The sequence below is a fragment of the Planktothrix paucivesiculata PCC 9631 genome (genome assembly GCF_900009265.2).
In the GTDB taxonomy this organism is placed as follows: domain Bacteria; phylum Cyanobacteriota; class Cyanobacteriia; order Cyanobacteriales; family Microcoleaceae; genus Planktothrix; species Planktothrix paucivesiculata.
This window is the reverse complement of sequence record NZ_LR735009.1, coordinates 286,514-310,660: the sequence shown is the minus strand read 5'-3', so window position 1 is coordinate 310,660 and position 24,147 is coordinate 286,514. Positions and strand designations below refer to the sequence as shown.

General features: G+C 39.4%; 25 protein-coding genes and 1 other RNA gene. 12 read left to right on the top strand and 14 right to left on the bottom strand.

Annotation, left to right across the window (positions count from 1 at the left end; genetic code table 11):
* Nucleotides 1-74: 74 nt before the first annotated feature.
* From cobO to PL9631_RS09695, 4 genes are all read right to left on the bottom strand, one after another.
* The gene (cobO, locus tag PL9631_RS09710) at nucleotides 75-704 is read right to left on the bottom strand and encodes a cob(I)yrinic acid a,c-diamide adenosyltransferase (protein ID WP_083619506.1); all 630 of its coding nucleotides are present in this window, start codon (nucleotides 702-704) and stop codon (nucleotides 75-77) included.
* A gap of 102 nt (nucleotides 705-806) precedes the next feature.
* Nucleotides 807-1,112 (bottom strand): HigA family addiction module antitoxin, encoded by a 306-nt coding sequence (locus PL9631_RS09705; RefSeq protein WP_231516689.1) that lies wholly within the window; start codon nucleotides 1,110-1,112, stop codon nucleotides 807-809.
* A complete protein-coding gene (locus PL9631_RS09700) occupies nucleotides 1,105-1,398 on the bottom strand; it encodes a type II toxin-antitoxin system RelE/ParE family toxin (RefSeq protein WP_083619503.1) in 294 nt (97 codons plus the stop codon). Before PL9631_RS09700 ends, PL9631_RS09705 begins: the two co-directional genes overlap by 8 nt.
* Nucleotides 1,399-1,468: 70 nt before the next feature.
* The gene (locus PL9631_RS09695; protein WP_083619501.1) at nucleotides 1,469-2,917 is read right to left on the bottom strand and encodes a RecQ family ATP-dependent DNA helicase; all 1,449 of its coding nucleotides are present in this window, start codon (nucleotides 2,915-2,917) and stop codon (nucleotides 1,469-1,471) included.
* Nucleotides 2,918-3,056: 139 nt separating this feature from the next.
* Between PL9631_RS09695 and PL9631_RS09690 the strand changes: the two genes are divergently transcribed.
* On the top strand, nucleotides 3,057-3,920 hold the full coding sequence (locus PL9631_RS09690; protein ID WP_083619498.1) for an alpha/beta fold hydrolase: 864 nt from the start codon (nucleotides 3,057-3,059) through the stop codon (nucleotides 3,918-3,920).
* Between the two features lie 25 nt (nucleotides 3,921-3,945).
* Nucleotides 3,946-4,677, top strand: coding sequence for a glycerophosphodiester phosphodiesterase (locus PL9631_RS09685; RefSeq protein WP_083619495.1), 732 nt, complete (start codon nucleotides 3,946-3,948; stop codon nucleotides 4,675-4,677).
* An 8-nt stretch (nucleotides 4,678-4,685) separates the two neighbouring features.
* On the opposite strand, the gene PL9631_RS09680 is transcribed toward PL9631_RS09685, so the two are convergent.
* The 4 genes from PL9631_RS09680 to petJ all read right to left on the bottom strand — a co-directional run bounded on the left by PL9631_RS09680 (nucleotide 4,686) and on the right by petJ (nucleotide 7,510).
* Nucleotides 4,686-5,471: a hypothetical protein gene (locus PL9631_RS09680; protein ID WP_083619492.1), complete on the bottom strand. Its 786-nt coding sequence runs from the start codon at nucleotides 5,469-5,471 to the stop codon at nucleotides 4,686-4,688.
* Nucleotides 5,472-5,474: 3 nt separating this feature from the next.
* Nucleotides 5,475-5,861 carry a DUF1622 domain-containing protein gene (locus PL9631_RS09675; protein WP_083619490.1) on the bottom strand — a complete coding sequence of 129 codons (387 nt, stop codon included), beginning with the start codon at nucleotides 5,859-5,861 and terminating at the stop codon, nucleotides 5,475-5,477.
* An 18-nt stretch (nucleotides 5,862-5,879) separates the two neighbouring features.
* A complete protein-coding gene (locus PL9631_RS09670; RefSeq protein ID WP_083619487.1) occupies nucleotides 5,880-6,980 on the bottom strand; it encodes an HrcA family transcriptional regulator in 1,101 nt (366 codons plus the stop codon).
* Between the two features lie 173 nt (nucleotides 6,981-7,153).
* On the bottom strand, nucleotides 7,154-7,510 hold the full coding sequence (gene petJ / locus PL9631_RS09665; RefSeq protein WP_083619485.1) for a cytochrome c6 PetJ: 357 nt from the start codon (nucleotides 7,508-7,510) through the stop codon (nucleotides 7,154-7,156).
* Nucleotides 7,511-7,836: 326 nt separating this feature from the next.
* Here petJ and PL9631_RS09660 point away from each other — a divergent pair, with 326 nt between their 5' ends.
* A complete protein-coding gene (locus PL9631_RS09660; protein WP_156090495.1) occupies nucleotides 7,837-8,040 on the top strand; it encodes a hypothetical protein in 204 nt (67 codons plus the stop codon).
* A gap of 8 nt (nucleotides 8,041-8,048) precedes the next feature.
* Here PL9631_RS09660 and PL9631_RS09655 read toward each other — a convergent pair whose 3' ends face one another.
* Nucleotides 8,049-9,197 carry an O-fucosyltransferase family protein gene (locus PL9631_RS09655; protein ID WP_083619482.1) on the bottom strand — a complete coding sequence of 383 codons (1,149 nt, stop codon included), beginning with the start codon at nucleotides 9,195-9,197 and terminating at the stop codon, nucleotides 8,049-8,051.
* Nucleotides 9,198-9,247: 50 nt separating this feature from the next.
* The gene (locus PL9631_RS09650; RefSeq protein ID WP_083619479.1) at nucleotides 9,248-10,483 is read right to left on the bottom strand and encodes an ABC transporter substrate-binding protein; all 1,236 of its coding nucleotides are present in this window, start codon (nucleotides 10,481-10,483) and stop codon (nucleotides 9,248-9,250) included.
* A 221-nt stretch (nucleotides 10,484-10,704) separates the two neighbouring features.
* On the opposite strand from PL9631_RS09650, the gene PL9631_RS09645 reads away from it, so the two are divergent.
* Entirely contained in the window at nucleotides 10,705-11,787 is a 1,083-nt protein-coding gene (locus PL9631_RS09645) for an IS630 family transposase (protein ID WP_083616166.1), read from the top strand.
* A gap of 47 nt (nucleotides 11,788-11,834) precedes the next feature.
* Here the strand turns inward: PL9631_RS09645 and PL9631_RS09640 are convergent, their stop codons facing one another.
* The 3 genes from PL9631_RS09640 to PL9631_RS09630 are packed head-to-tail and all read right to left on the bottom strand — an operon-like array spanning nucleotide 11,835 to nucleotide 13,205.
* Complete coding sequence (locus PL9631_RS09640; protein ID WP_083619476.1) at nucleotides 11,835-12,284, bottom strand: DUF29 family protein; 450 nt, start codon at nucleotides 12,282-12,284, stop codon at nucleotides 11,835-11,837.
* A 14-nt stretch (nucleotides 12,285-12,298) separates the two neighbouring features.
* Nucleotides 12,299-12,745 (bottom strand): DUF29 domain-containing protein, encoded by a 447-nt coding sequence (locus tag PL9631_RS09635; protein WP_083619472.1) that lies wholly within the window; start codon nucleotides 12,743-12,745, stop codon nucleotides 12,299-12,301.
* A gap of 13 nt (nucleotides 12,746-12,758) precedes the next feature.
* Nucleotides 12,759-13,205, bottom strand: a complete 447-nt coding sequence (locus PL9631_RS09630; protein ID WP_083619469.1) for a DUF29 domain-containing protein — start codon at nucleotides 13,203-13,205, stop codon at nucleotides 12,759-12,761.
* A gap of 329 nt (nucleotides 13,206-13,534) precedes the next feature.
* On the opposite strand from PL9631_RS09630, the gene bchB reads away from it, so the two are divergent.
* Nucleotides 13,535-15,061, top strand: a complete 1,527-nt coding sequence (bchB, locus tag PL9631_RS09625) for a ferredoxin:protochlorophyllide reductase (ATP-dependent) subunit B (protein WP_083619467.1) — start codon at nucleotides 13,535-13,537, stop codon at nucleotides 15,059-15,061.
* A gap of 72 nt (nucleotides 15,062-15,133) precedes the next feature.
* On the opposite strand, the gene cysH is transcribed toward bchB, so the two are convergent.
* The gene (gene cysH / locus PL9631_RS09620) at nucleotides 15,134-16,018 is read right to left on the bottom strand and encodes a phosphoadenosine phosphosulfate reductase (protein WP_083619464.1); all 885 of its coding nucleotides are present in this window, start codon (nucleotides 16,016-16,018) and stop codon (nucleotides 15,134-15,136) included.
* A 277-nt stretch (nucleotides 16,019-16,295) separates the two neighbouring features.
* On the opposite strand from cysH, the gene PL9631_RS09615 reads away from it, so the two are divergent.
* The 7 genes from PL9631_RS09615 to PL9631_RS09585 all read left to right on the top strand — a co-directional run bounded on the left by PL9631_RS09615 (nucleotide 16,296) and on the right by PL9631_RS09585 (nucleotide 24,119).
* Nucleotides 16,296-17,438 (top strand): DegT/DnrJ/EryC1/StrS family aminotransferase, encoded by a 1,143-nt coding sequence (locus PL9631_RS09615; protein WP_083619460.1) that lies wholly within the window; start codon nucleotides 16,296-16,298, stop codon nucleotides 17,436-17,438.
* Between the two features lie 219 nt (nucleotides 17,439-17,657).
* On the top strand, nucleotides 17,658-18,554 hold the full coding sequence (gene crtB / locus PL9631_RS09610; protein WP_083619457.1) for a cyanoexosortase B: 897 nt from the start codon (nucleotides 17,658-17,660) through the stop codon (nucleotides 18,552-18,554).
* A 26-nt stretch (nucleotides 18,555-18,580) separates the two neighbouring features.
* The gene (locus PL9631_RS09605; protein ID WP_231516688.1) at nucleotides 18,581-19,294 is read left to right on the top strand and encodes a cyanoexosortase B system-associated protein; all 714 of its coding nucleotides are present in this window, start codon (nucleotides 18,581-18,583) and stop codon (nucleotides 19,292-19,294) included.
* Nucleotides 19,295-19,372: 78 nt separating this feature from the next.
* Complete coding sequence (locus PL9631_RS09600; protein WP_083619449.1) at nucleotides 19,373-21,022, top strand: polysaccharide biosynthesis/export family protein; 1,650 nt, start codon at nucleotides 19,373-19,375, stop codon at nucleotides 21,020-21,022.
* 36 nt (nucleotides 21,023-21,058) lie between these two features.
* A complete protein-coding gene (locus tag PL9631_RS09595; protein WP_083619447.1) occupies nucleotides 21,059-23,305 on the top strand; it encodes a GumC family protein in 2,247 nt (748 codons plus the stop codon).
* A gap of 244 nt (nucleotides 23,306-23,549) precedes the next feature.
* Nucleotides 23,550-23,646: signal recognition particle sRNA small type (ffs, locus tag PL9631_RS09590), an RNA gene on the top strand.
* A 107-nt stretch (nucleotides 23,647-23,753) separates the two neighbouring features.
* Nucleotides 23,754-24,119, top strand: coding sequence for a phasin family protein (locus PL9631_RS09585; RefSeq protein ID WP_083619446.1), 366 nt, complete (start codon nucleotides 23,754-23,756; stop codon nucleotides 24,117-24,119).
* Nucleotides 24,120-24,147: the final 28 nt, after the last annotated feature.

Genomic DNA, 24,147 nt, shown 5'->3' with positions numbered 1-24,147 from the left:
GAGCCCTTCAGGGCTCAATTAAATCTTTGTTAATCCCATAAATTGAACTAATTCAGGTAATAAAAAATAGGTATTTAAAATTCTATCCCTGGTTGAGCTTTAATACCTTGTTCCCGAAAAGGATGTTTAATTAAAGACATTTCGGTGACAAGATCCGCTTGTTCAATTAAAGCCTGGGGCGCACCTCGACCCGTTAAAATAATATGGGTATCCTCGGCTTTTTCTGCAATTCCAGCGAGAACATCTTCAACGGGTAAATAACCCATTTTAATGGCGATATTAATTTCATCGAGTAAAATTAATTTAAACTCAGAATTTCTAATAAAAGTTAGGGCTAAATTCCACGATTCCCGGGTTTTTTCTATATCTCGATCGCGGTCTTGGGTTTCCCAAGTAAATCCTTCCCCCAACGCATGAAATTCTAATTGTTCTGGCCATTTACTAAAAACCGCCTTTTCTGCGGGTTCCCAGGCGCCTTTAATAAACTGAATAATAGCCACCCGATATCCATGACCCAAAGACCGTAAAACCATCCCTAAAGCGGCGGTAGTTTTTCCCTTTCCGTTTCCGGTATTAACAATAATTAATCCTTTAGTTTGATTGCGTTCGGCTACTCTTTGATCCTGAACTTCTTTGCGCCGTTGCATTTTTAAACGATGTTGTTCGGCGGTAAGATTTGATTCGGTTGTTGTGTTGTTTTCCATGATTATAATTTGATGGGTTTTTATGAAAATCCTAACTTTTTATCATTAGGAGGACTTGAATAACTGCTATTTTAGATTTTCCCAATATATTACCATCCGACTTTAAGAACTAGATAAAATAATCGGGGGTGTTTTAATTTTAGGTTGATTTAAAGCCAAATCATATTGAATTTGTAAATTCATCCAAAACTCAGGCGAAGTTTGGAAAGATTGAGCCAATAACCAAGCTGTTTCCGGTGTAATCCCTTGTTTTCCTTTGACAATTTCATTAATTTGCTGCACCGGAACCCCCAAATGTTCCGCTAAAGCCACTGGAGTTAAGTTTAAGGGAATAATAAATTCTTCCGATAAAATTTCCCCGGGATGGGTGGGAATTCGGTTTTGAGGTAACATAGACAATTTAATCATGGTAATCAACAATTTTTACAGCCAAAACATTGCCATTTTGCCATTTAAAAATAATCCGCCATTGATCATTAATTCGGATACTATAAAAGCCTTTTAAGTCTCCTTTCAAAGATTCTAAACGATTTCCTGGCGGAGAACGTAAATCCTCCAATTGATAAGCTGCATTCAACATATCAAGTTTTCGCACCGCTACTTTAATTAAGTCCGCAGGAAATTTGCGGGTTTCTCGACTGGAAATCCCCTGAAATAAATCCTCAGTCCGTTTATCGCCAAAGGTTTGAATCAAAGGTTAATCAGCAATCGGTTTCCTCTATAATTTTAACGGATTTTCGCATATTTATTCAATCCTATGATAATTAGCGAGAAGATTTACACTGATCGCAATGACCACATCCTTGAGACTGATTTTCTAAGTTAAACCCAAACGCTTGTAATAAAAACTTCCACCGACATTGACGAGTTTTTAAGTATTGATTCATTTGTTGAATTGCTTTATTATTCTGGTCTTGATGCAATTTTTTGGGTTGAGATAGGATTTCATAATCAAAGGGATTTCGCCAGATTAATCGTCCTTGAGCGTGTAAAATAGAAAGGGCGATCGCACTATTTTTAAATTGTTCTGATAGAGTTTCTATATTTCCAGTTGCTGGGAGTTTTTTAATCAGTTGATTTGCCGATTGATATTGTTTTTCTAGGTTTTCGATTAAATATTTTTGTCGTTGCTTATCTTCAGGATAGAAAAAACCCGTGGGTTCGCTAATAATAGTTAAGGCGATCGCGGGTTTCCCATCTCTCCCCGCCCGTCCGACTTCTTGAATATATTCTGATAATAAAAAAGGAGCTTGAAAATGGCATACCCATCTCACGTTACTCTTATTAATTCCCATACCAAAGGCACTACTACAAACCACAAATTTAATCTTTTCCTGTAACCAATCTTTTTCTATTTTTCGGCGTTCTTCTGAACTTAACCCCGCATGATAAGCAACAGTTGAATATTTTTCTGTTTGTAACCATTGGGCTAATTGTTCACAGTCTTTCCGAGTCCTAGCATAAATCAAACCCGTTTGATTTTTTCGGGGTTGAATAAATTGGATTAACTGTTTTTTTCGTCCTCGGGGTGTCCAAACAGTTTTAATATTTAATTCTAAATTAGATCGATAGGGACTAAGGAGAAATTGCTGAGGTTTTTGCAGTTGTAAAACCTGTTTAATTGTCTCTTGAGCATCATGATCGGCGGTGGCGGTAAAGGCGGCGATCGCGATTTTTGTCCCTTTAGGTTTCAGTTTTAATAAGGTCGAACGAATTGCCCCTAACCGTCGATAAGCGGGGCGAAAAGTATCCCCCCATTGTACTAAACAATGAGCTTCATCTAAGATTAAACCATTGATTAGAATATGGGGTTGAGAAATCACACTCCAGACGGGAGAACTTAATAAGGTTTCGGGAGAAAGGTAGAGGAGTCTTAATTGATTTTTCTCAATTAAACTTAAAGTTTTTCTGCGTTGTTGGGGCATTAATTGACTATGAATTAAGGCAGCAGGAAGGCGCAGGTCTTGAAGTTCCTGTACTTGATTTTCCATTAGTGCCACCAGGGGCGATATAATTAAAGTTAATCCGGTTTGTAATAGTGCTGGCAGTTGAAAACAGATAGATTTTCCGCCCCCGGTTGGCATGACAATTAAGGCATCTTTTTTATCTAATAAGCTCTTAATAATTTCCCCTTGGGGCGGTCGAAAATCATCATAACCCCAAATTTTCTTAAAGGATGCTTTAACCTGTTGCCAGTCTGTAGATGCTTCCATAACACATTTCCAAATTTGACAAAATTAACTAAATATGAGATAGTTCGTTGTTGCGCTGGTTGTTGCGCTTCAGCGCAAGAGCAGGGGGCTAGAGCATCGACAACGTTTTATATCTGTAACTATTTTAAGAGGATAAAACATGAGTTGTGTTAGAAAAACCCTATCGTTATCAAAAATTAATCTATCTTATTTAGAATGGGATTCTAATATTAAAAGTTCCTCAAATACCAATATTTTATTATTACATGGGTTAGCAGATCAGGCTTTAGTCTGGAAACAATTAGGAGAAAAATTAAGCGATCGCTATCATATTATAGCGCCGGATATGCGCGGACATGGAGAAAGTAGTAAACCCGACCATGGCTATACCTTTACCGAAGTTATTGAAGATTTAGAAGCCTTAATGGAGCATCTAAATTGGTCAAAAGCTAATATTTTAGGGCATTCTTGGACGGGAAAACTGGCAGCAATTTGGGCAAAACAAAATCCTAAACGGTTTAATAGTTTGATCCTAGTTGATCCGATTTTTATTATGAAACTTCCGGGTTTGTTTAAATTAACTTTACCGATTTTATACCGTCAGTTAGATTGCTTAAAATTAATAGGGCCATTTGCTAGTTTTGAACAAGCAGAAGATCAAGCTAAACAATTAGCTCAATTTTCAGGATGGAGTGATTTACAACAGGAATTATTTATATCGGGAATGGAACAAAAACCCGATGGAAGTTGGGGAAGTAAATTTGAAATTCCGGCTAGAAATGAAATTTTTGAACAGGTTATGGAAGTTCCTGGGTTAACCGAAAATATTGATATTCCTACGTTATTAATTCAACCAGAAAAAGGTGTAAATCGGATGGAATGGCAATTAAAACCATATAAACAGTATTTAACTCAGTTAGAAATTCAGCGTGTGGCGGGAAATCATTGGTCATTTCTAGTCGAAGCTGAAAGTTTTAATCAAACAGTTGAAAGGTTTTTAAATAGTCAAGTTATGGTAAACTGATCATAATAAAAATAGAGGTAAAATTATGGATTTAGAAATTATTGCCCATCGAGGTTTTTCGGTGATGGCGCCTGAAAATACCCTAGTTGGGTTTAATGCTGCGTTGCAACAGGGGGCAAATTCCCTAGAATTTGATGTACAAATTTCTGCGGATGGAATTCCGGTTATTTTTCATGATCAAGAGTTAAACCGAATTACGGGAGTATCGGGTAAAGTTTCTGAAAAAACCGTTGCTGAATTGAAAGAATTAGATGCGGGATCGTGGTTTGCAGAAAGATTTGCTGGGGAAAGTATTCCGACTTTAGAAGATGCGATCGCAACTTTTCAAGAAGTTAAGGATTTTTTATATTTTGATGTTAAACCAGACCATCAATGGTCAGACTTAGAAATCAAACAGTTAGGCGATTTATTAATTAATAATAACCTGATCAACAAGTCGATTATGACTTCATTTAATCAGGAGTTTTTAGATCGAATTCGGGGTTATTGTCCCGAAATCACCTTGGGATATTTTTTAATTGATTTTCAGCAATTTGAACAACAATTACAAACAGCAATTAATCAAGGAAATGCTATTTTAACAATAGATTATCCTGTGGTTTTAGCCCATCCCGAAATCATTGATAAAAGCCGAAATCAGGGGATAGATATTGTGGTTTGGACGGTGGATGATTTAGAGGATTTTAAAAAGTTAGTTAATCTGGGAGTAAAACGGATTATTACAAATTCATTAATTGGTGAGATTGAAGTTAATTAAATTTAACTTTAAATTCCGGTTACAATTTCCCAAAAATAGGTTTTAAAAGTTGTTGAATTAACAGTAATTTGCATTTCTTTTCCCCAAGTATAGACCTTGAAATTAATCAAATTACTGTTGAGATTAATTTGAATTTTATCTAATAATGCGACCCAATGATTGGGATAGGGAAAAACGGGCGGTTGATTTAGGAGTAAACCCGAATCATTAATTAAGGCAAAGGCGACACCACCGGATTGAATCATCTGATTGGCCGTTTCAATAGCTTCTAAATCCCCAAATAAGTAAGCATTTCTATAATTAACGGTTTGATAGCCTAAAATTTCTTTAATCCATCCTGCCATTTCCCAGGTTTTGGTAATTCCAGCTAAATTTCTTAACAGTTGAGGGGCATTTGGATCGATAGAAAAAATCATATTTTCTGACTCTCTGAGGGTGGATAATACCATCCAATCGATTTGAGGAATTTGGAAATTTAAGCGACTTTCTTGTAACTTGAGAGGCGGGGAAATCCAGCGATTTGTTTGGGTATGAAATCCTCCAATTTGAAACAGATTTCGACAGAGTTGAATATAAGCTAGAGGATTTTTTCTAATTAGTTCAAAAATAATTGCTGCTGGGCCACAAAAGGGTTGAGTCCCTTGATTAATATTAAAAGGATTAATCAGACGCGATCGCAATTCTGCAATAATTTGTTGTTGATCTAATCCCTTCCAAACTCCCGATATTTTGGAATTTTCAAACTCAGTAATTGCTATTTGTGCTAGTCTTAAAATATCAGAATTTGCCGTCATATTCTATAACTGATCAAGAGCAGATTTATTTTGTAGTTCGTTCTGAAATTTCATTTCCATTTCTAATTCTTTATTCAAGAAATAGTTTAAAAATGTCCGAATAACGGCAATAGCTCCTAACTTCCCTAACGCAACAAAAGACGGTGTAATTGTTGTGAAAACAATATCCGCGCCCAACTGAAATTCCAAGGCTAAAGCTAACCAACTGCCAAAGTTAAGACGTAATTCTATAAAGGGAAAAAATTGCCGACGGCGGAAACTTGCTAGGGCTATTTTTAAGGTAGTGATTAATCCCAACAAAACACAGAAAGCGGAAAGGGTTTCTAAACAAAATCCTAGAAGATGAACAAAGGAAGATAAACTATTTTTTAAAGGTTCTAAACCCATCATAAATTTAGGGATTAAAAATTAACTCAGTGCCTCAGATAAATAATCGGCGGCGGCTTCAACTACGGCGATCGCATTTTCATACATCATCCGAGTCGGGCCTAAAATTCCCACACTTCCAACCGGAATATTATCCCGTCGATAGGGTGCAGAAACCAGGGTACAACCTTGAATGGGTTCTAAAGGATTTTCCGACCCAATGCGAACCGTAACCCGTTGTTCTTGTTTAGGATTAGGAAAAATTAACGGCCACAATTGTTCCTGTTCTTCCTCTAATAAGTGCATCAAAGTTTTCACCTGTTGCAATTGGGAAAATTCAGGTAAATGTAAAACTTCAGCAATGCCACTAATCAGAATTGGAGTATATTCTGGGGTTTGGCTGCGAAAACTTAAATCCGTTAATAACTTTATTAAAAACTCAGAATAGCACTGAAATTCCCGATCTAATTCACTCCAATCTAAAATCGAAAGTTCAGAAATAGATTTGCCTCGAAGTTGAGCATTTAAAAAATTAGAAAGCAGTTGTAATTCCTGTTCTAAAACCTCTTGATCTTCGGGTAAAAGATTAACTCCCATGGCCTGAGAATCCGAGGGAGAATTCGCTGGAGATAAATCAATTAAACTGGACTGAGTTTGATAGGAATCTGTCACCACCACTAACATGATTTTCCCCGGTTCTATAGAAACCAAATGCAAATGTCGTAACCGGGTAGTAACAGTTTTCGGGAGTGTAACTAAGGTAATATATCCACTCAAAGTTGATAAAATTTGCGACGCCCCCCGCAAAACCGCTTCCAAACTACAGTTTTTTAAATTCAGTTGTTCGCGTAACAGGTGCAGCGCCTCATCCGCAACGGTTTCTGAGGGCGTAATCAGTTTATCAACATAAATCCGATACCCCGAGTCCGAGGGGATGCGTCCGGCGGAGGTATGGGGCTGATACAGAAGTCCGGCCCGTTCCAAGACTCCCATGCCATTGCGAATAGTGGCGGGACTGACTTTGAGGTTGTATTCTTCCACCAAAGCCTTAGAACCCACGGGTTCCGCCGTCGCAATATAGTGACGAATGGTTGCCCAGAGAATATGATGGTGTCGCTCTGTCAAATGCACTTGTGTAAACATTTATTTTTGATACAGATTTGACTGATGAAAGTGCGCTATGGAATCCGGCAACTCTGAAATTTACAGAGGTTGATGACTCACAAAATTTTTAACAGAGTTTTGATATCTTAAGATAACAGATATTTCAATGAAACTGGGAAATTTAATCCCATAATATTATTATCTAGGGAAATTTATTCTAATGGCGACCATGCCTTTTCAGCTTGTTCGACAACATAGGCGGCAACGGTGGTAATTTCCCTAGCCGTTAACCGACTTTTAAACGCAGGCATAGCATTTTTACCATTGGTGACTTGATTAATAATTATAGCTAGAGGGTTTTCTTCATATCCTTTTAAGTATTTAATCAACGCTTCTTTTTTCAAGGTTTTATTAGCAACAATTACGTTATTCCCGTTAATATGGCAGGCTGCACAGGAGTTGGAAAAAATGGTAGACCCACTTAAAATTCCTTCTGCTAATGCGGATTTAGACAAAAGGAATGTTAATAATAGAAAACTTAAAATAAAGACTGATAATAGCTTTTTCAATGGAGTCTCCTTGAATCAAAAATAGCGCATAAGAAGATTTTACTCTTTAAGTTGTGCAAATTGACAACCATTCCCCTATTCAAAGAAAGGTCACGTCTCAAATCTAAACAAATCGGCTGGGCATCAGTCAGAAAGTTTCCAGGAGTCATTCTCCCAACCCCCAATTTTCGTGATGGGGATTTCCCTGTTGCCTGCTCCCCTTGACCTTTTGTGATCTATCTCACTTATTATTAATGATATAAATCACATCCATAGGAGCATATAAATCATTAAATAGAGTGAATTAGTGCCTAATTTTTAGACCCCGTAATAAGTTGCCTTTTAATATGTCTATATCTGACCCCCCATCACTTTCCGGCTTGAGTTTCAAGCAAATCATTGAGAAAATTCTCAAGACTAAATCCATCAGTCGTCAAGAGCGATATGCCATGAGATATTGGTTATTGCGCCAACTTGATGAACAGGAAAAACACTTAGTTTCTACTCTCCAAAGAGCATTAAGTACCGGGCAAATCAAAATCGTTGATTAGTCGTTATCCTAAAGAGTTAAACACACGGATTCTGGCCATTCTCGGCACCAAGATTTCATTTCTATGGCGACGGGGAGATGAATACGATTCCAACTAAACAAACCGGAGTTAATTTCTGCATAGGAGCCTTGATGAAACTGGACTTCTCCCGGGGATAAACCACTTTCTACAAATTTAAAGCTTAATTGAGAGGAGTTCAGTTGCTTTTGAAATTGGTTTTTGAGCCAGTTTCTATGGATAATTCCGGTATAGGTACTGCGAAAACTTCCGGCAAATTCCTGACAATTCCACATAACTAAATTACAAATTAATCCTAGGGTTTGTTCATCGGTAAAAGGTAAATTTTTAAATTCTGTTTGAAAATTTGATATAATAAATTTATCAATAAAAATAGTATTTTTATAATAGTTTAAAATGGGATTAAAAAAATCCATATTTTCCGATTCATCAGTACAAATTAATAAAAGTTCTTCCGGTGGAAAGATTTCTTTTAGGGTTTTTAAGATTAAATAGGGATGGTCGGCTTCTCGATGGGGAATCCAGTTTCGATAGTCGGTGAGACGAATATGAATCCCATTATATTGTCCGAGGGTTTGAGAAATTTTATCCGCTAAATTCCGATAAATAGGTTTAAATTGAATTGCTTCCATTAGAGCATATATTGACAGGGAAGGAGGATAAAAAAAACGAGAATAATAGGCTAAATTACAGGCACTAAATTCTAAAATATCCTGTTCAACATCCTGTATAATAAGACGATTTTCGGCAAAATCCGATAAAACCTGGGAATTAATTATAATGTTATTCGGAACAAAAACCGCATTTACTAATCTAACCTCACTCCGATAATGACTCAGACTTTTTCCTTGGGTTTCTGCCAAAAATTCTGAATAGTTTAAAATCGGAATCGGAAGTTTATCCACTAAATCTAAAATTGTTGGAAGTTTATCAATATTAATAATATGTTTGCGACTTTCAGGCACGGATAAAAAATAGCCTCCCCGCACAGGTAAGATATTTTTATCCTCTCCCACAGAACCATAAAAAACTAATTTTCGTTGGGTGAGAAAGGCTAACCCAACGGCTATTTCCAGCCCCATTAAGTTATTGTTTAATCCTGATTCATAATCTTTATATAACAGATAGCGTGAGGTCATAAACTCGAAAATAAAGATACTTTAGTTGAAAAAAAGTTAATTGCACCCCACTATTTTAAATAACTAAACTTACCATTTTTTCCGGTTTCATCCATTTTGATTTGAGCAACATAAAACTTTTCCTGCACTACTTCACCTTCGGGGGTAAAAGAAATATTGCCTAAAACTGTTTCATATTTTCCTGATAAAATTGCTTGATTTAATTGTTCTCTTAACTGTTCTAAGGATAAACCATCGAGTTTATTTTTTTGGTCAACGGCTTTTAACGCATCTACAAATACTTGAACTCCGGCGAAGGCTTGGGCGGTGAATTGTGGGGGTTCTTTTTTATTTTGGGCTGCGTAGGTTTCGCGAAAGGTTTTATTAATCGGATTATCAATTTCAGGACTATAGGCTTGGGCAATAATTACCCCATCACACTCTTTTTGACAGACGGAAAAAATATTAGAAGTATTTAAACCATTTCCGCCAATGATTAATCCTTGATAGCCCAATTGTCGTAACTGTTTGATTAAGTTTCCTCCATCCGCCGCCAGTCCCGAAATAATAATTAAATCCGGGTTTAAATTAATCGCTGCGGTGGCTTGATTTTGAAAATCGGTGTCGGTGGTTTGGAATTTCTGCACCGTCAACAAATCCAGGTTTAAATCCTTAACCGTTTGTTGGAAAGTCTCCGTTTCTGATTTACTAAAAGCGTCATTTTGAGCGTAGAAAACCGCTACTTTTTTAATATCAGGATTGATTTTTAATGCGGCTTTTACAGCATTCGGGGCGACAACTGCAACGGGAGCAGAAACCCGGGCAATATAATCGCCAATTTGAGGAACGCCTTTCGCCGTATTAGAAGGGCCTAAAACCGGAACCTTTGCCCGTTCTGCAATCGGGTCAGCGGCAAAGGCTTGTTGAGATAAAGAAGGGCCTAAAATTCCGACAACTTTCTGTTGATTAATTAAGGTATTAAAGGCATTAATCGCGCTTTGTTCATCGCCTCCGCCATCTTGAAAAGCTAATTTAATTGGGGTTCCATTCACGCCTCCTTGTTGGTTAAAATATTGTTCAGCTATTTTCGCCCCAATCACCTGTTCTTCTCCTAATAAAGCGGCGTTACTGGTTTGGGCAAGAACGACTCCAAGCGGAATTACTTTAGAATTTTCAACGGTATTTGGGGTTGAATTGGGATTAGAAGCGGTGTTATTTCCCGAGGGTTCAGAGGAACTACAGGCTAATATTAAAGCACCGGTTATTCCTGATAACAATAGAGCGATAAATGGTTTTCTTTTAATCATGGCAGTAAAAATGATATAAAAATAGTGAGTTGTTATTTACTCAATAGATAACCTGATTATACAACTATTTTTAATTGTAGACAAGGGGATATTGAGAGTAGGGTGGTAAAATTAGCGAGGATGATGATAGTAGTAAAGTTAGCGAGCGAGGACGCTCGCACTAAGTAGGTGGTCATAAATAGAGTTAAAATAAGAAATGAAGAAATATCAGAGGAATAGTCATGCCACTGAGGTTAAGAATTCAACTAACAGAAGAAGAAAAACAAGAGCTACTAACTCTGTATCAGCAAGAGAAAGTTCCGAAAAGAACAAGGCAGAGAATAGATATATTAATGTTTAGTGATGGAGGATGGATGGTCTCAAAAATAGCCCAGACTTTAAGGTGTTCAGAAGCCATGGTAAGAAAAACAATAACTCGATGGATAAATCAAGAAAAAGAAGGATTATTTGATGCTCCTCGTTCGGGAAGAAAACGGAGGTGGAAAGAAGAAGATATAGAATATTTAGAAACTTGTATAGAGTCAGATGAAAGAACTTATAATAGCCGTCAACTGTCGGAAAAACTTCTGCGAGAGAGAGCGATCGCACTAAGCGCAGAAAGAATTAGAAAAATCTTAAAAAAAAAAGACTGGCGCTGGAAAAGAACAAAAGCCAGTTTAAAGAAAAAACAGAATCCCGAAAAAACAGCGAGCAAGAAAAGAGATTTGGAGACGTTAAAGCGTTATGAAGAAGAGGGTTTGGTCAGATTAAAATATTTAGATGAGGCAGGTTTTTGTTTATGGAGTCCTGTGAGTTACACCTATGTAAAAAAGGGGAAGCAGAAACAAATAAACCAGACGAAAAAGCGAGGAAAAAGATTGAATGTAATTGGAGTATTAGAAAAAGGAAAAAGTTTTGAGTACGGTTTAAGTTTGTCAGGAATTACAAGTGAGAATTACATAAAATTTATAGATTGGCAAGCGGAAAAAGCTGAAAAGCATTTTCAAAATACTCGACAAATTACCGTACTGATTCAAGATAACTACAGTGTCCATAAAAGTCAAAAAATACAAGAAAAAGAAAGGGAGTGGCAAGACAAAAAATTAGAATTTTTCTTCCTGTCTGCTTATAGCCCTGAATTGAATGAAATCGAACCAGAATGGCATCAATTAAAAACTCATGAACTGGCGGGAAGAATGTTTGAAGATGAATATGATTTGAGCCAAGCTGTGATTCAAGCCATTGAAGATAGAAACGAAAGAAATGATTGTACCTGCGATCGCTTGCGATTTAATTCCCTGAGTAACTCTCAAGAATTATCCTAAACAATCTTTTTCTATTATTGACTTTATTTATGACCACCTACTTACATTTAATTATAATCATCAAATAAAGTGTATTTTTCTTCAAATACCTCTTGCCAAGATAAAGATATTAGTGAGCATTTTTTCCCCATTTCATCCTCAGCATCCTTGAGTGCCCGTTGAAAACATTGTTGCCAAATTGAATCAATAAAATTTTGGTTTAAACTGGGAACTTCTTCTTGAATATCAGCAATTTCTTGACGCGATGAACGAATACTAATAGACCAACTGCCACTCCGTTTTTCCGGTTGACATTTCCACTTAATAATGTGCATCATTAACCGGGTTAACTGACTTTTTAAAGCTAATTTCTTGGATTTTCCCATAGATTCAATTAAAACCGCTAACCCTGCTCCCGCTTCCATAAATTTTTGCTCCTCTAATAACTCTTGAATGGCAACCGCGGCTAAATATTCAGAACTCGCGGCTAACCATTCCCAATCTTTTCCAGTTTGCATAATAACTCCTAAGTTTAATTATAATCAAATAAAGTATATTCTTCTTCAAATACCTCTTGCCAAGATAAAGATATTAATGAGCATTTTTGATTCATTTCTGTTTCCGCTTCTTTAACCGCTTTTTCCAAACATTTATCCCAAATTGAATCAATAGTATTTCGGTTCAAACTGGGTGTATCTTCCTGAATTGCTTCAATTTCACCCCGCGCTGATAAAATTGTAATTGACCAACTAGAAGTTCGTTTTTGGGGTTGACATTTCCACTTAATAACATGAGCCATTAACCGAATTAACTGACTTCTTAACGCTCGTTTATCAGATCGTCCCATTGCTTCAATTAATGCCTCTAAACCTATCGTAGCTTCCATAATATTTCCCTGTTTTAAACAGTTCTTAACTTCTAATGCCGTCAGATAATGAGAACTCATGGCTAAATCTAGCCAATCCATTTGAGTTGACATAAACCCCTTCTCCTTAATTATAATCAAATAAACTATATTCGTCTTCAAATACTTCTTGCCAAGATAAGGCGGTTAATTGACATCTTTTGCTCATTTCACTTTCCGCTTGTCTGATAGCTTTTTTAAAAGAAGTTTCCCAAATTGATTCCAAGTAATTTCGATTTAAACTGGGAACTTCTTCTTGAATATCAGCAATTTCATCTCTGGCGGAAATAATCGTAGTTTCCCAACTAGAACTCCGTTTTTCCGGTTGATATTTCCACTTAATAATGTGCATCATTAACCGGGTTAACTGACTTTTTAAAGCTAATTTCTTGGATTTTCCCATAGATTCAATTAAAACCGCTAACCCTGCTCCCGCTTCCATAAATTTTTGCTCCTCTAATAACTCTTGAATGGCAACCGCGGCTAAATATTCAGAACTCGCGGCTAACCATTCCCAATCTTCTGATGTTTGCATTTTTACCTCAACAGAAAATAACTCAAACCATAGTTTTAATTTTATGTCAAGTTTTTGGGATTGAACTTAACATTTCTATTTAATTTAACAAAATATTGCTCAAAACTTAAGAATCATTGCAATTAAACAATGTTATTATTGTTTTAGTGTCAAAATGAATTAAGAAATCGGGTTTTTAGCCGTCGTTTAGGGTCTAAAATCAAGATTTAGGGTTGAGAAACCCGGTTTGGTGCAAGCGATCGCCATGTATAAATACTCATAGCGATTGGCACAATTTCTGAGAACATAAAACAAGCTGTCCTGATCACCTATCAACGGAGAAACACGCTATGAAATTAGCTTACTGGATGTATGCTGGCCCTGCCCATATTGGAACCCTGAGAATTGCCAGTTCCTTCAAAAACGTTCACGCCATCATGCACGCCCCTTTAGGCGATGACTACTTCAACGTCATGCGCTCTATGTTAGAACGGGAACGGAACTATACCCCCGTCACCGCCAGTGTCGTAGACCGGAACGTTTTAGCCCGGGGTTCCCAAGAAAAAGTAGTTGATAATATTATTAGAAAAGATAAAGAAGAACACCCCGATTTAATTTTATTAACTCCTACTTGTACCTCCAGTATTTTACAAGAAGACTTACACAATTTTGTTGAACGCGCCCAACTCGATTCCAAAGGCGATGTCATGTTAGCAGACGTGAATCATTATCGTTTTAATGAACTGCAAGCCGCTGACCGAACCTTACAACAAGTCGTTCATTTTTATATTGAAAAAGCCAAGAAAAAAGGCGATATCCCTGAAGGCAAAACCGAAAAACCTTCCGTTAATATTATTGGCATCTCAACCCTGGGTTTCCATCACCATCATGACTGTACCGAGTTAAAACGGTTAATGGTAGATTTAGGAATTGAAATCAATGAAGTTATTCCCGAAGGAGCTTCAGTTAATAACTTAAAAAATCTCCCTCGCGCTTGGTTTAACTTAGTTCCCTATCGAGAATTAGGGTTAATGACGGCGAAATATTTAGAAGAAGAATTCGGAACTCCCTGTGTCGATATTACCCCGATGGGAGTGGTGGAAACCGCCCGTTGTATTCGCAAAATTCAACAAGTAATTAATGCCCAAGGAGCGAATGTTGATTATAGCGAATATATTGATAATCAAACCCTGTATGTTTCTCAAGCCGCTTGGTTTTCCCGTTCCATTGACTGTCAGAATTTAACCGGAAAAAAAGCTGTTGTTTTTGGGGATAATACCCACGCCGCCGCCATGACTAAAATTCTGGCGCGGGAAATGGGAATTCATGTTGTTTGTGCCGGAACCTATTGCAAATATGATGCCGATTGGTTTAAAGAACAAGTGAGTGAATATTGTGATGAAGTTCTGATTAGTGAAGATAACGGTCAAATCGCCGATATGATTGCCAGAATTGAACCTTCTGCTATTTTTGGAACTCAAATGGAACGCCATGTCGGAAAACGTTTAGATATTCCCTGCGGTGTGATTGCTTCCCCGATTCATATTCAGAATTTCCCCATCGGTTATAAACCATTTTTAGGCTATGAAGGAACCAATCAAATTACCGATTTAATCTATAATTCCTTTACTTTAGGAATGGAAGATCACCTATTAGAAATCTTCGGCGGACACGATACCAAAGAAGTAATTACCAAAGGAATTTCGGCGGGTTCCGATTTGAATTGGACGCGAGAAGCTCAAACCGAACTGAATAAAGTTCCTGGGTTTGTGCGCGGTAAAGTCAAACGCAATACCGAGAAATTTGCCCGGGAACGGGGTTTAAACGAAATTTCCTTAGAAGTAATGTATGCGGCAAAAGAATCCGTAGGAGCTTAATTTCCGGGTGGGCTATGCCCACCTTTTTCAGCATAAAAAATCCCCCGGTGACGGGGGAAAGAAAGAGTTAATTTATAAGGCACTGGAATCCAAACTTTTTGCTTCTTCCTCGGTTTGGGGTAAATGTAAACCACATTCTTGTTTCAAGCCCCGGAAACGAGTATCCCGTTCGTTTTCATCCGTTGCCATTAAAGGACGGCTAGAATGCCAATCTCCTACGGTTGTATAACCCAGATCAAAATAGGGATGGTAGGGTAAATCATGGGCAGTTAAATATTGATAAATATCCCTAGAATTCCAAGACAAAATCGGATGAACTTTGTATCTTCCCGACTGTTGAGCAACTGGATTTAAGGTTTTACGATGGTGGGTTTGATCGGCGCGTAATCCTGCTAACCAAGCGGTCGCCTTTAATTCTTTTAAAGCCCGTTGCATGGGTTCAACTTTCCGAATTTTGTCGTAATAGTTTAAGGATTCAATATCATCTTTTTCCCATAATCGTCCGTGTAAGGCTTCCATCCGCGCCGGACTGACAGGAGATTGATAGACTTTTAAATTTAGGTTGAGGCGTTCGGTTAACTGTTCGGCAAAAATATAGGTTTCTGTGGGTAAATAACCCGTATCGACCCAAATAATCGGAATATTCGGCACAACATCAGTTACTAAATGTAGCATCACCGCGGCTTGAATGCCAAAACTGGTACTCATAACTAGGCCATTCCCAAACACTTCCGCCGCCCATTTCACAATAGTAACGGCATCGGCATCAATCAATTGTTGGTTGGTTGCATTCAAATCGAGTTCGAGTTGTGGAATCGTTTGAATTGCCTTATGCTCTGAGGCTTGATCCCGATGATCACGATGCTGTGTCCAAAGAGTGTGACCGTTAGTAACGGGAGAAGATATAGACCCGAGATTCCCGTTGACATTGGGATCAATCAGATTCAATTGTGGCATAGTTTTTGTGGTTTCCCTTGTTAGTAAACGATAAAGGGCCTTGGGAATTGACTTAACACCCGACTACCAGAGTTAGTCATTTTCGCGCTTTCTAACCTTATGCAAAGGGTTTGGAACACCCCTACAGCTAACCCGACCCTTGTATTTGGTGATTTTATGGGTTCTGTTGTAATTTTACAATAAATCGTTTGTGCAATGATCGGAAATTGACCGCTAACCGATGACTGCTAACTGTTAAGTTATGCTGGTGTTGCTGATGTATGCTCATGGTTTCTGTATGACTAGCACCCTAACTTCTGTTCCCTTTGTGGATTTGAGTTTGATCCACGAACCCCTGAAAGCCGAAATTCAAGCCGCCATCCTGACGGTAGTGGATAAGGGCGACTTTGTTTTAGGTCACGCCTTAACAGAATTTGAAATCGCCTTTGCTAAAGCCTGTGGAGTGCAGTATGGGGTAGGAGTAGCCTGTGGAACCGATGCGATCGCTCTGGGTTTACAAGCCTGTGGGATAAAACCTGGGGATGAAGTTCTAGTTCCGGCGAATACCTTTATTGCCACACTCATTGGAGTATTACACGCGGGAGCCACTCCCATCCTAGTCGATTGTGACCCCCATACAGCCCTGATTGATCTTAATCATGCCGCCCAGGTGGTAACACAAAAAACCAAGGCAATTATTCCCGTGCATCTCTATGGCCAAATGGTTTCCCCCCATCAACTATTTGCTTTTGCCGCCGCCCATAATTTAATCATTTTTGAAGATGCAGCCCAAGCCCATTTAGCCGAGCGAGAAAGTTATGGTGCCGGAAGTATTGGGTTAGCAGCGGCTTTTAGTTTTTATCCCAGTAAAAATTTGGGCTGTTTTGGGGATGGGGGAATGGTTGTGACCCAAAACGAAATCGTGGCTCAAAATCTGCGGAGTCTACGCAATTATGGCGCCCCTCAAAAATATTTACATACGGAAAAAGGAACGAATAGCCGTCTCGATACCTTACAATCTGCAATTTTAAATGTTAAGTTACCCCATTTAAACACTTGGAATCGCGATCGCAATTTTGCTGCGGAAAAATATGATGCCTCACTTCTATTATTGCGGGAACGAGGTATTATTCCCATTGAAAATCAGAGTGCCGATGGTCATGTTTATCATCTCTATGTAATTAGGGTAACGGAGGAATGTGCTATTAACCGTGATACCCTGAAAGACAAATTAACGGAACAGGGAATACAAGTCGGAATTCATTACCCTATTCCTTGCCATCTCCAACCCGCTTATCAATATTTAGGTTACAAACAAGGAGACTTTCCTCAAACTGAAAAATTAAGTCAGCAAATTTTATCCTTACCCATGTATCCCGGATTAACAACCTACCAAATTAATCAAGTATTGACAGCCATTCAATCTGCCATTGGTGCTTAAAATCAAGCAATTATAGGGTGCGTGAGTACCCTATAAATCATCGACTATAGCGCTACGCACTAGGGAACAGGGAACAGGGAACGGGGAACAGTAAGCAGTGAAAGGGTTTCAGAACTCAAAAGTGTCCTAACTGTAATGCGTAGTGCTATAAATGTCCCCGAACTAGAGCATAAGTTGGGGAAAAAGGCAGGATTAAACCATTAACATTTAATAATAATTATGCAAATGAATCGCCAAATTCCCACCCATTTTGACAAATATTTATTAAATTGGATTATTATTTTGTTAATGGTGTTGCTGTATGCACCCCTGTTAATTCATTGGTATGATGGCTGGCTGAATAAAACTATCGGTATTGAACATGAATATTTTAGTCATGGTTTAATTGGTTTACCCTTTGCCGCTTATATTACCTGGACAAAACGCCATCAGTGGAAACGTTTAACGAATACTAGCCATCCCTTAGGAATAGGCTTAATTGTGATCAGTAGTATTTTTTATTGGAGCGGTTTATCGGATTTAGTTAATCTTTCTTTTCCTGTGATGTTGGCGGGACTTTGCCTAGCGTTTAAAGGAATCAGTGGTTTTCAATTACAAAGAATGCCCTTAGTCTTTGTATTACTAGCAACCCCTAATCATTTACCGTATTTAATCGAACCCTTAGCCTTACCCTTGCAGAAATTTATTGCTAATGTGGCTGGATTTATTCTGATTCAATTTGATTTAGATGTCCATGTAGAACAAATTTATCTGTTTGTGAATGATCAAATTGTGGAAGTTGCCCCCCACTGCGCCGGGCTAAAAATGTTATTTACCAGTTTGTATGTAGGATTAATGTTGCTGTATTGGACAGGAATTTTAGACTCCAAAAAACTGAGTATTTTCTTTTTAGTGAGTGCGGGCTTAATTAGTGTGATTGCTAATATTATTCGCAATACCTTATTAACCCTGTTTCATGGCACCGGTCAAGACGGTTTATTCTCATGGCTCCATGAAGGTTGGGGCGGAGATTTATATTCAGCAGCGATGCTAGGTTTATTAGTAATATTAATTAATGGCTTACAACATTATGTTCCTCTGGATTCCCCAGATACCTTAGAAAACCCCAATCAATAAATAATAATTTAATGCAAATACTTGATATGAAACCACAACAAAAACAGTCTAAAATTATCATTATTATCCTCATGATGGTGTTATTAATCGGTGCTGCACTGCCAGGCTATATCAATAAAAAGTGGCCATGGATGGATATGCCCCAACTCCAAACCCTGCCCCAACTTCAAACCGTTAGAAAAGAAGGGTTAACCATTCCAGGATGGCAAACAATTAAAATTGAATCGATAGGCGCGGGGAATAAACAGTGGTTAAAACAGGAAGTAAAACGGGAAGATCAGAAGGCAATAGTATTATTATTTCCCCAAAATTACTATAAAGATCAGCCTCAACTCGAATGGATGGATATTAATGGATTTCTCGGATGGAAAACCGATAATTTGAGTTTCGATCGCTTTTCAGTCAAATCCACCTCCGGTGAAATGAGCCCGGTTGAAGTTGAAGTCCAATTTTTTAGGGCTTGGAATTCAACCCAGACCTGGGCCGTTGCTCAGTGGTATGCTTGGCCCAATGGTGGAGATCCATCGCCGAGTCGTTGGTTTTGGGCAGATCGCGCCGCCCAACTCAGTCGAAATCGCTCCCCCTGGGTGGGTGTCAGTCTTTTGATTCCGATTAAACCCTTAGATAATATTAAAGATGTCTGGCCCGTGGCCGTTTCCCTGGGTGAAAGTATCCAAGCCTCCCTAATGGCTGAAGCCCTAGCTATGGGGGGAAACAGACAACAGGAAACACCGGAATAGATAGAAAAAGGTTTACGGTTTTATCCTAACTGCGTAGACACCACAATTGCAGCAAGCAACGCTCGTAAATTATTGAACATGAATCAATATTCTCGCCAGACCCTGGCATCCCTATTTCTCACCAGTCTCTATTCCACCAGTTGGATCGTCTGTTTCGCCGCCTTGCTGTGGGGATTTCCGGCCCGACAACGGGTTTTAGCCCAGACCGTCACTCTGCCGGAAAAATGTGTAATTCCCCAAGGGGTAGCCGCCCAACCCTATCCGGGGGGACAATTACGGCCCCCAAGCTTTCCCCAACCCACCTGGCCCCAACTGATCCAACTGTTTGACAGGGCCGGAAATCCCGTCTTAGACCGTTCTGGAGCCGTTGCACCCCCGATTGATAATATTTATTTCCGGCGTTTAAGTGAAAATCGCGGGGTAAATTATCGTCTTGGCCCCGGCGATCAACTCTATATTGATGTGTTTATTAATGGCCAGCGTTCTAATGATCTCAGCGTCCCCGTCACGGCCGTTACCCCCGATGGTGCTATTTTATTACCTTTAATTGGAGCGATTCGGGTTCAGGATTTAACCTTGGAACAGGTACAAAGGATTATTAATAGCCATTTAACTCCTTTTGTGCAAAATCCCCAAACCAATCTTTCCTTATTAACCCAGCGTCCGGTCAGGGTGACGGTGACGGGGGAAGTGGCTAGACCGGGATTTTATCCCTTAGCCAGTCCCGAACTCCCGATCGCCCTGACAACGGCCCAGGGAACCACAACGGCCGCGGATTTAAGAATGATTAAAATTCGGCGCACCCTAGCCAATGGTCAGGTGGTGGAAACGGATGTGGATTTGCTAACACCCTTATTATTAGGTGTCAGACCCGTAGATTTGTTACTCGAAGATGGGGACGTGATTGTGATTCCTTCCCAGGAGGTGCGAGCCTATCAAGGGCCAACTCGGAATATTTTAGAAACCTATAGTTTGGCCGCCGCCCCTACGGCCGTCAGTGTCACCATTGTGGGAGATGTCACCCGACCGGGATTTTATCAACTTCCCCCCGGTAGTGGACAGGTAACAACGGCTATACAGGCTGCTGGTGGGGCAAGAATCACCTCGGATTTACGGTCGGTTTTGATTTGTCGGATTACGGCCGATGGTCGCTTAATCGAGGATATTATCGATTTGTACACTCCAATTCAAGAGGCCACGGCTTTACCGAATGTATCGTTACAGAATGGCGATGCTATTATTATCCCGAAACTACAACCGGATGAACTAGAGGGTTATGATCAACGTTTGGTAGCGACATCGACCTTAGCTAGTCCCCAAATTACGGTGAGAATTTTGAGTTATCCTGTGAATACAGTGGGAACGGTAGCATTACAAAATGGCAGTAGTTTTATTGATGTATTAAATTCCGTTCCTTTGAATTTATCGGATTTGCAGGAAATCGCTTTAATTCGTTATGATCCAGAAACCGGAAAACCTACCAAGCAAATTTTAAATGGTAAAAATGTATTAGCGGGGGATGGCACGGATAATGTTTTATTACAAGACAATGATGTGATTGTTGTTAACCGAAATTTGGTGGCTCAGGTGAGTTTTGTTTTAAATAATTTTACCCAACCTTTTCGCGATATTCTCGGATTTCTGCTATTTTTCCAACAGTTACAAAGCGGAGTAGAAAATCTATTTAGTCCCAGTGGTAGTAGTGGTGGCAGTAATAATAGAAGATAATCAGTTACCTATTCGTAATTCATAATTCGTAATTCTATGACTTTACCCATTGTTAAACGATATTTAATTGCTTTTGATCAATATAAATTGGCGGGTTTTGCCACCTTTATTGTCGCGTTAGGGGCATCGGGAGCCGCTGCAATGTTGATGGAACCTCCAGTGGCTCCTCCCTATAAAGCAACGGGTATTTTAACCGCCCAAAGCAGTCCGGTGATCTTTTCTAAAACCGGGGAGGTGATTCAACAACAGGGACAACAACTAGCACCGGAAATGTTGCTTCCTCAAAGTATTGTGGGGCCGATGGTGAAGGAATTTAAGATTGTGCCGGAGGAGTTGAAGGACAGATTAGGGATTAAACTAGAACCGGCTATTCCTGCGACAAAAGAGCTTCCCGGTACTCCGATGAAAATTACGGTTTCTTTTCAAGATTCCAACCGAGAACGGGCTGTTGTATTTGTGAATCAACTGATGGATAAAATGCAACAACAAAGTCGGATTATTAACGCTCAACAATTGAATAGTATTATTAATCTGATTCAAGAACGTTTAAAACCGGCTGAAGCAGAATTGAGAAAGGCAGAAAAAGCACTGGAAAATTATGATAAACGCGAAGGCGCGACGATTTTAAGTTTAGAAAGTGGCTCTTTGCCCGCGGCAATTTTAGCCAATGAACAGCAACAAAAACAGATTCAGTTACAGTTAGATGCCCTCGATGCTCAAGTGATGAGTTTAGAATCTCAGTTGGGATTAAATGCGGATCAGGCTTTTGTTTCCCAAGCCTTGGCGACTGATCCGATTATTGCTCAACTGCGGGTGCAACTGTATGAAATTGAATCCCAATTAGCAGTTTTACGCAAGGATTATAAAGATCAACATCCTTCAGTGGCGGAATTAGTTAAACGTCAACAAGCCGCCGAACAACAGTTACAATCTCGAGCGTCTGAGGTGTTAGGTGGCGATGGAATTGCCGCTCCTTTACGTCAGGTCGATCAAATTCGGGTTGATTCTTCTCTTGACCCAACTCGCCAACAATTAGCTCAAACTTTGATTGGGTTAAAAACTCAAAAGGAAAGTTTAGAACAACAATTAATATCATCCCAAAAAACGGGAGAAGACCTCAAGCGGAGTTATGCTGATATTCCAAATAAACAATCGGAAAAACAACGGCTAGAACAGCAAGTGGCTTTTAAAAAAGCGTTGTATGATCAAATGCAGGCGAGGTTAGTAGATGCCAAAGCAGCCGAAGCTGAAATTACCAGTAGTTTAGCGATCGCCAAAGAAGCACAAGCTCCTGATATCGAAATTCCTAAAGCGTTGAGTATGGCTTTAATGTTGGCAATTGGAGGACTAGCAGGGGTTTTAGGCGGGGGGGTGATTATTTTTATCCTGGGAATGCTCAGTGGCAAATTCTACACCTGGGAAGAAATTCAAGGAGCGTTTAAAGAGCGAGAAATTCCGCTTTTGGGAGTGGTTCCTAATGTGTTTTTATTCCCCGAAGATTATGTTTTACCCTTGTTACTTAAACGCTATTCTCCCTATCTGGAATTTTATGAAAAAATTCGCAGTAATTTACAACGGGTGGGGAATAAATCCCCTAAAGTTATTTTAATTACCAGTGTAGGAGCGGCGGAAGGAAAAACTTTAAGTGCTTATAATTTAGCGATCGCCGCGGCTCGCAGTGGTAAACGTACCTTATTAATTGAAGCGGATTTGCGATCGCCCTCGGAAGTAGAATCCCTGGGATTACCCCTCGATCCCCAGAGTGGGGTAGAACCCCTACAATATTATGGGGATTTATATGGTTGTATTCGTCTAGTTCCCGATGTCTCTAATTTATACGTCATTCCCAGTCCGGGGGGAGTGCGTCACCCAGCAACGGTTTTAGAATCTAGTGAATTACGCCGCCTATTAGAAGAAGTCCGCTATCGGTTTGATTTTGTGGTGGTGGATAGTCCGGCCTTAGAGGGCAATAATGATGTTTTAACCTTGGAACCCTACACCGATGGGATGGTGATCGTGACCCGTCCGGTTTATACCTCCTCGGGGCTATTAGGGGAGGTTACGGACAGATTAATGGATACCGAGGATGAAGATCCCAAAAAATATCGTCCGCGACTTTTAGGGGCGATTGTGAATGGGGCCGATGTTTTTGTTGACTACTTTGAAGAAGACTCCCTCGAACATGACCAACCGGTTCGAGCTCAACCTCGTCCTCGACCCGCATTAAAACCTAAAGCACCCCATAAGAAGCAGAAACGATTACCCGCTAGAGCGCGGAAGTGAGTAGGGAATTACGAATTACGAATTACGAATTACGAATTACGAACAGGGAATAGGGAGTAGGGGGAGCAGGGGATGGGTAATTACGAACAGGGAACAGGGAATAGGGAGCAGGGCGAGCGAGGACGCTCGCTAAATATCACCCAAAACCCAAAATCCAAAACCAATTCGTAATTCGTAATTCATAATTCGTAATTGATTTGGGATGTTGGGTTGCAAAATCAAAAATTGTGTTATAGTAGTAAATGACCTGGACTTATGCGATTGGAACGCCCAAATCTTGTCAGAACCGGAAGGTAGCAGCAATACGGGATGCTTCTGATAGGCGTAAACTCCGGGTCACTTTTTTGAGACGATATCGCGATTGAACACGGATTACAGACAAAGTTGATTAACTGTTAGCCAGCAAGTGTGTAATTGATAATAATAGTTTTAAGAAACTGGAGTCATTATGGCGGGTTTCGGAGATCTTGTCCAAAAAGCGGTTTATCTAGGGGTCGGTTTAGCCTCCTATGCAGGGGAAAAAGCGAGTAAAACCCTAGCTGAGTTACGCACAGATGCCCAAAAATTAGCCGATGAGCTAGTTAAAAGGGGGGAAATGACCACGGAAGAAGCACGTCGTTTTGTGGAAGATACGATTCAGCAAGTTCAACAACCGACGAATGAACCTGCGCCTCCACCCAAAAAGCCCGAACCCCGTTTGATTGAAATTTTAGATGATGATGATGACTCTGATCACAAAGATGATGGAGTTGAGCAGTTAAAAGACAAGGTGCGGGATTTACAAGAGGAATTACGTCGCCTTCAGAAAGATTAGGAAGTTGACCCGACAAAAAAATTCAAGG